2 protein-coding genes and 2 rRNA genes (1 of these 4 running past the window's edge) are annotated in these 6,182 nt (G+C 55.4%); 3 read left to right on the top strand and 1 reads right to left on the bottom strand.

All coding sequences use genetic code 11. The features are described 5' to 3' along the window. The 3 genes from ABTV87_RS20210 to mrdA all read left to right on the top strand — a co-directional run. A 23S ribosomal RNA gene (locus ABTV87_RS20210) occupies positions 1 to 2,707 on the top strand (it extends 184 nt beyond the left edge of the window). A 169-nt stretch (positions 2,708 to 2,876) separates the two neighbouring features. Continuing rightward, positions 2,877 to 2,992 (top strand): 5S ribosomal RNA (gene rrf, locus ABTV87_RS20205). Positions 2,993 to 3,207: 215 nt separating this feature from the next. Beyond that, positions 3,208 to 5,100, top strand: a complete 1,893-nt coding sequence (gene mrdA / locus ABTV87_RS20200; RefSeq protein WP_433898254.1) for a penicillin-binding protein 2 — start codon at positions 3,208 to 3,210, stop codon at positions 5,098 to 5,100. 12 nt (positions 5,101 to 5,112) lie between these two features. On the opposite strand, the gene ABTV87_RS20195 is transcribed toward mrdA, so the two are convergent. Continuing rightward, positions 5,113 to 6,072 (bottom strand): LysR family transcriptional regulator, encoded by a 960-nt coding sequence (locus ABTV87_RS20195; protein ID WP_007953130.1) that lies wholly within the window; start codon positions 6,070 to 6,072, stop codon positions 5,113 to 5,115. Positions 6,073 to 6,182: the final 110 nt, after the last annotated feature.

Raw genomic sequence — 6,182 nt, 5'->3', positions numbered from 1 at the left:
AGGGGAACTGAAACATCTAAGTACCCTGAGGAAAAGAAATCAACCGAGATTCCCTTAGTAGTGGCGAGCGAACGGGGACTAGCCCTTAAGTGGCTTTGAGATTAGCGGAACGCTCTGGAAAGTGCGGCCATAGTGGGTGATAGCCCTGTACGCGAAAATCTCTTAGTCATGAAATCGAGTAGGACGGAGCACGAGAAACTTTGTCTGAATATGGGGGGACCATCCTCCAAGGCTAAATACTACTGACTGACCGATAGTGAACTAGTACCGTGAGGGAAAGGCGAAAAGAACCCCGGAGAGGGGAGTGAAATAGATCCTGAAACCGTATGCGTACAAGCAGTGGGAGCAGACTTTGTTCTGTGACTGCGTACCTTTTGTATAATGGGTCAGCGACTTATTTTCAGTGGCGAGCTTAACCGAATAGGGGAGGCGTAGCGAAAGCGAGTCTTAATAGGGCGTCTAGTCGCTGGGAATAGACCCGAAACCGGGCGATCTATCCATGGGCAGGTTGAAGGTTAGGTAACACTGACTGGAGGACCGAACCGACTACCGTTGAAAAGTTAGCGGATGACCTGTGGATCGGAGTGAAAGGCTAATCAAGCTCGGAGATAGCTGGTTCTCCTCGAAAGCTATTTAGGTAGCGCCTCATGTATCACTGTAGGGGGTAGAGCACTGTTTCGGCTAGGGGGTCATCCCGACTTACCAAACCGATGCAAACTCCGAATACCTACAAGTGCCGAGCATGGGAGACACACGGCGGGTGCTAACGTCCGTCGTGAAAAGGGAAACAACCCAGACCGTCAGCTAAGGTCCCAAAGTTATGGTTAAGTGGGAAACGATGTGGGAAGGCTTAGACAGCTAGGAGGTTGGCTTAGAAGCAGCCACCCTTTAAAGAAAGCGTAATAGCTCACTAGTCGAGTCGGCCTGCGCGGAAGATGTAACGGGGCTCAAACCATACACCGAAGCTACGGGTATCACGTAAGTGATGCGGTAGAGGAGCGTTCTGTAAGCCTGTGAAGGTGAGTTGAGAAGCTTGCTGGAGGTATCAGAAGTGCGAATGCTGACATGAGTAACGACAATGGGTGTGAAAAACACCCACGCCGAAAGACCAAGGTTTCCTGCGCAACGTTAATCGACGCAGGGTTAGTCGGTCCCTAAGGCGAGGCTGAAAAGCGTAGTCGATGGAAAACAGGTTAATATTCCTGTACTTCTGGTTATTGCGATGGAGGGACGGAGAAGGCTAGGCCAGCTTGGCGTTGGTTGTCCAAGTTTAAGGTGGTAGGCTGGAATCTTAGGTAAATCCGGGATTCCAAGGCCGAGAGCTGATGACGAGTTGCCTTTAGGCGACGAAGTGGTTGATGCCATGCTTCCAAGAAAAGCTTCTAAGCTTCAGATAACCAGGAACCGTACCCCAAACCGACACAGGTGGTTGGGTAGAGAATACCAAGGCGCTTGAGAGAACTCGGGTGAAGGAACTAGGCAAAATGGCACCGTAACTTCGGGAGAAGGTGCGCCGGTGAGGGTGAAGCACTTGCTGCGTAAGCCCACGCCGGTCGAAGATACCAGGCCGCTGCGACTGTTTATTAAAAACACAGCACTCTGCAAACACGAAAGTGGACGTATAGGGTGTGACGCCTGCCCGGTGCCGGAAGGTTAATTGATGGGGTTAGCTAACGCGAAGCTCTTGATCGAAGCCCCGGTAAACGGCGGCCGTAACTATAACGGTCCTAAGGTAGCGAAATTCCTTGTCGGGTAAGTTCCGACCTGCACGAATGGCGTAACGATGGCGGCGCTGTCTCCACCCGAGACTCAGTGAAATTGAAATCGCTGTGAAGATGCAGTGTATCCGCGGCTAGACGGAAAGACCCCGTGAACCTTTACTATAGCTTTGCACTGGACTTTGAATTTGCTTGTGTAGGATAGGTGGGAGGCTTTGAAGCGTGGACGCCAGTTCGCGTGGAGCCATCCTTGAAATACCACCCTGGCAACTTTGAGGTTCTAACTCAGGTCCGTTATCCGGATCGAGGACAGTGTATGGTGGGTAGTTTGACTGGGGCGGTCTCCTCCTAAAGAGTAACGGAGGAGTACGAAGGTGCGCTCAGACCGGTCGGAAATCGGTCGTAGAGTATAAAGGCAAAAGCGCGCTTGACTGCGAGACAGACACGTCGAGCAGGTACGAAAGTAGGTCTTAGTGATCCGGTGGTTCTGTATGGAAGGGCCATCGCTCAACGGATAAAAGGTACTCCGGGGATAACAGGCTGATACCGCCCAAGAGTTCATATCGACGGCGGTGTTTGGCACCTCGATGTCGGCTCATCACATCCTGGGGCTGAAGCCGGTCCCAAGGGTATGGCTGTTCGCCATTTAAAGTGGTACGCGAGCTGGGTTTAGAACGTCGTGAGACAGTTCGGTCCCTATCTGCCGTGGACGTTTGAGATTTGAGAGGGGCTGCTCCTAGTACGAGAGGACCGGAGTGGACGAACCTCTGGTGTTCCGGTTGTCACGCCAGTGGCATTGCCGGGTAGCTATGTTCGGGAAAGATAACCGCTGAAAGCATCTAAGCGGGAAACTTGCCTCAAGATGAGATCTCACTGGAACCTTGAGTTCCCTGAAGGGCCGTCGAAGACTACGACGTTGATAGGTTGGGTGTGTAAGCGCTGTGAGGCGTTGAGCTAACCAATACTAATTGCCCGTGAGGCTTGACCATATAACACCCAAGCAATTTGCATGCTCCGAGCTGAAAAGCGAGAGAGACCAGATTGCGGTGTGTGAAGACGAAAATGAACCGAAAGTTCGACGCTCACAAAACACCGAAAGCTGTCACATACCCAATTTGCTGAAGCGAGGCCTCTGGTCACGACTCAGTACCCGAATTTCTTGACGACCATAGAGCGTTGGAACCACCTGATCCCATCCCGAACTCAGAAGTGAAACGATGCATCGCCGATGGTAGTGTGGGGTTTCCCCATGTGAGAGTAGGTCATCGTCAAGATTAAATTCCGAAACCCCAATTGCGAAAGCAGTTGGGGTTTTGTTTTGCCCGCAGGAAAGTTCCTGGAGAAACCCCCAGCCGTCGCGATCGCGACCATTGGGGAAATCCCTCTGAAATGACCGCCCGGTTTTTGGTATGGTGCAGCTCGTTTTTTAACGGACTGATGTCACGCCCAAGGATCGGCGCTCATTTTTTGTCAAAGAGTGGCTGCAGAAATGCCCGAACCCATCCCTATCAAGGATCACGAAAAAGAGACGCGACTGGTCAACAAACGCCTGATCGCCTGCGCCTTGTTCGTCTTCGCCGTCAGTTGCGCTCTGGTTGTGCGCCTGTACATCCTGCAAGTCGTCGAGTTCGACTACCACTCGACCATCTCCGAAAACAATCGCGTCCATGTACTGCCGATCCCGCCGACTCGCGGCCTGATCTACGATCGCAATGGCGTATTGCTGGCCGACAACCGTCCCAGCTACAACCTGACCATCACCCGCGAACGCGCGACCGACGTCAACCATGAGCTGGATGAAGTCATCAGTCTCCTGCACCTGCCCGCCGAAGACCGCACAGTCTTCGACAAGGCCATGAAGCAGTCGCGTCACCCGTTTACACCTGTAACGCTGTTCTATGAGCTGACCGAAGAACAGATCGCCATACTCGCCGTCAACGAGTTCCGTCTACCCGGCCTGGATGTCGAGCCACAATTCGTTCGTAACTATCCGCTGGGCGCGCACTTCGCACACTCGATCGGCTACGTCGGCCGCATCAACGAGAAAGAATCCAAGACCCTCGATTCCGTCGAATACCGCGGCACACAATCCATCGGCAAGACCGGTATCGAACGCTTCTACGAGCCACAACTGCACGGCCACGTCGGTTACGAGGAAGTAGAGACCAACGCTCAGGGCCGCGTACTGCGCGTGCTGAAACACACCGATCCGATACCAGGCAAAAACATCGTCCTGAGCCTCGATATCAAGCTCCAGGAAGCCGCCGAAGCCGCTCTGGGCGACCGTCGCGGCTCAGTCGTTGCGCTGGACCCCTCGACCGGCGAAGTACTGGCCATGGTCAGCAACCCGAGCTTCGATCCCAATCTGTTCGTGACCGGTATCAGCTCCAAGGAATATTCAGCGCTGCGCGACTCCATTGACCGTCCACTGTTCAACCGCGTGCTGCGCGGCCTGTACGCACCCGGTTCGACGATCAAGCCGGAAGTGGCCATCGCTGGCCTTGATGCCGGCGTAGTCACGCCTCAAACCCGAGTCTTCGATCCGGGCTATTACCAACTGCCGGACTTCGACCACAAGTACCGCAACTGGAACCACAGCGGCGACGGCTGGGTGGACATGGATGCAGCGATCATGCGTTCCAACGACACCTACTTCTACGACCTGGCGCACAAGCTCGGCATTGATCGCCTGCACGATTACATGGCGATGTTCGGCCTCGGCGAGAAAGTCTCGCTCGACATGTTCGAGGAGTCGCCCGGCCTGATGCCGTCCCAGGCCTGGAAGCGCGCTACGCGCCGGCAAGCCTGGTTCCCCGGCGAAACCGTGATCCTCGGCATCGGTCAGGGCTACATGCAGGTCACGCCGCTGCAACTGGCTCAAGCCACCGCGCTGATTGCCAACAAGGGCATCTGGAACCGTCCGCACCTGGCCAAGACTGTCGACGGTGTGGCGCCGGTGGACGAACACCCGATGCCGAACATCCTGCTCAAGGATCCGCGTGACTGGGAACAGGTCAACCACGGTATGCAGATGGTGATGCACGATGCCCGAGGCATTGCTCGTGCGGCGGCGGCCGGTGCGCAATACCGCATCGCCGGCAAGAGCGGTACGGCGCAAGTGGTGGCGATCAAGCAGGGGGAGCGCTACAACCGCGAGAAAACCCTCGAACGTCACCGTGACAACGCCTTGTTCGTCGGCTTTGCGCCCGCCGAACATCCAAAAATCGCGATCTCGGTGATGATCGAAAACGGCGAGGCCGGTGGCCGGGTCGCAGGTCCGGTGGTGCGGCAGATCATGGACGCCTGGCTACTCGACCAGGACGGTCACCTCAAGCCGCAATACGCGGCGCCGACCAAAGCGCCGGGCGATCCCCACGTGTAATCCGCTGCAGCTTCACAGCACAGGCTCACGCAAGCTGAGCATGTGCTGGAAGCTGTCGATGAACACCGTTTCCGCCTGAGTCATCTTCTGTTCGCGATTCCACAGCAGCTGGATATCGAAATCCACTACCCCATCCTCTGGCGGCAAGCGCCACAGCAAGCCTTGTTCGACATCTCGTCGCACCAGGTGAATCGGCAGACAGCCAATTCCGAACCCCGCACAGATCAGACGATAAATCTCTTCGAAACTGGTGGAGGAGGCGACGATCTTGCCGGTAAATCCCTGCTGGTCACGAAACAGCGTCAACGGCGAAAGATTGCCGCCGAGCTGATCGCTGGTGAAGCTGACAAAGTTCTCCGCGGCAAGCTGTTCCAGCGTCAGATTCTGCTGTCCGAACAGTCGATGCCGCTGCCCGCAAAAGTACGCATAGCGCTCACGAAACAATACTCGTTGTTCCAGCCTCGGCTGCGGTAGACGACACAATCCGACTCCCACCGTAGCGGTCTTCTGCAGCAATGAACTGATGATGTTCGAGCTACCCATCACCTCGACTTCCAGCTCGATTTTCGGGTGAGTTTCGTGGAAGTCCGCAAGAAACTCATCGTAATGCCGCGCCTGAACGCCACTCACGGTGAGGATACGGATCTTGCCCACCACGTCGTCATGGCGGTTTTCGACCACGGTGCCCAAACGAGAAATATCGCCGTAGATATCCGCCGCAATCCGCAGGACTTCTTCCCCGGTTTCCGTCAGATCAAAGCGCCGTCCGCTGCGGGCAATCAACACACAATCCAGTTGTTCTTCGAGACGTTTCAACGCCTGGCTGACCGCCGACTGAGTGATGTGCAGCCGGGCAGCGGCGCGGCTCATGCTGCCTTCCTGACCGATCACCAGATAGGTGCGCAGCAGGTTCCAGTCCAGCCGGTCATTTAGAAAACGCCGGCCGACCCAAGGATTAGCGGATGAGGTCATGTAGTAGCCACGCTAATAGTAAAGATAAGTTATTGAAAATTGACTAATCCTGTCACGGAAGCGATAAAGCCCACAAGCGCCACAGAGCGCGACCGTCAGCCGCCTCGACA

This window comes from Pseudomonas sp. PSE1(2024) (assembly GCF_050990555.1).
GTDB lineage: Bacteria > Pseudomonadota > Gammaproteobacteria > Pseudomonadales > Pseudomonadaceae > Aquipseudomonas > Aquipseudomonas aphyarum.
This window is presented reverse-complemented; position numbering and strand designations above follow the sequence as displayed.

Excerpts from the sequence above, each read along its gene's own strand:
- mrdA (WP_433898254.1), top strand. The coding sequence starts at position 3,208 with ATGCCCGAACCCATCCCTATCAAGGATCACGAAAAAGAGACGCGACTG.
- ABTV87_RS20195 (WP_007953130.1), bottom strand. The coding sequence starts at position 6,072 with ATGACCTCATCCGCTAATCCTTGGGTCGGCCGGCGTTTTCTAAATGAC.